The sequence below is a fragment of the Pseudophaeobacter sp. genome (assembly GCF_039971195.1).
Taxonomy (GTDB): domain Bacteria; phylum Pseudomonadota; class Alphaproteobacteria; order Rhodobacterales; family Rhodobacteraceae; genus Pseudophaeobacter.
In genome coordinates this window covers 1-1,039 of the sequence record NZ_JBDWPJ010000018.1, presented here as the reverse complement: position 1 = coordinate 1,039, position 1,039 = coordinate 1, and the positions used below count along the sequence as shown (strand labels likewise).

The following is a 1,039-nucleotide window of genomic DNA, read 5'->3' as shown; positions in this document are numbered from 1 at the left end:
TGGGCTCGCGGATGGGCTCTCCGGTGAACCCAAGCGGCGCAATGCCCGCGCGGGAAAGCTGATCGCAGAGAAGAAGGACGTCGTGCGCAGCCATGGAGAAGGCAAAATGCAAGCGCATGCCTAGCGGCGCGCTGCCCGTCTCCCACAGGCCAAGCATGGAATTCTCTGGGCTGCCGACCCAGTAAAAGGCCATCCCGCGCTCCGGTATTTCACGGGCCAGGGGCAGGCCGAGTATCTCCTGATAGAACTGCTTGGCCCGCGCCAGGTTGGCGACTGGAAGATGGGTTTCATAAAGGCCGGTTATGCCTGTTGAGATCGCTCTGTCCGCCTTGGGTGCTGGCTGTTTGGAAGCGCTTGGGTTTTGCATCGGGGATCCTTTCATAGGGGGGCAAGCGCACTGTGCTTTCTCAACCCGGCTTGAGGTCAAGGGGGCAAGAGAGAGGGAAGCAAGGCTTGACCTGAGGGCCGGGTCTGGCGTAAGCGGGCCCCAGGTTCGGGTCTCCTGCCTGCCGCAGCTCAGAGTTCTGAGCCATGGTGAAACCCTGGAAAGATCAAGACGACATCTATCGCTCAGATACTGGCGCGCTGGATGGCAATGCGGCTCCCATCACGACTTGCGTGCCCTTATTGGGACGAAACAGATGACTGATTTTTCAAATTTGCCTTCAACGGATGCGTTGAAGCTGCAGGCAAAGCGCCTGCGACAACAGTTACACAACAGCGGTGTTGCGGTTGGCCATTCCAAATCCCTTGAACTGGTGGCGCAGCAATATGGCGCACGGGACTGGAACACCCTGCAGGCGCAGGCGCGTAGCTTGGTAAATACTCCGGCAGGTGATCAGGGGCGCAATCGGCTCGAGTTGCGGGTTGGTGACCGGGTGCGCGGGCGCTACCTGGGCCAGACCTTTGTTGGCGAGGTGCGGAGCCTTTCGCTGATGGGGGATGGGGAGAACCGCCAGATCACCCTGCATTTTGATACCCCGGTGGATGTGGTGCGCTTTGACAGCTTTTCGAGCCTGCGCCAGCGGGTCAAAGGGGT

Annotated in this window: 2 protein-coding genes; one reads left to right on the top strand and one right to left on the bottom strand. The window is 60.1% G+C overall.

Translation table 11 applies throughout. The annotated features are described in order from the left end of the window. Window positions 1-367, bottom strand: a 367-nt coding sequence (locus ABJP42_RS01425) for a VOC family protein (protein WP_348338114.1), incomplete at its 3' end; no start/stop codon positions are given. A 274-nt stretch (window positions 368-641) separates the two neighbouring features. Between ABJP42_RS01425 and ABJP42_RS01420 the strand changes: the two genes are divergently transcribed. Then, a partial coding sequence (locus ABJP42_RS01420) for a glyoxalase superfamily protein (protein WP_348338113.1) occupies window positions 642-1,039 on the top strand: 398 nt, incomplete at its 3' end.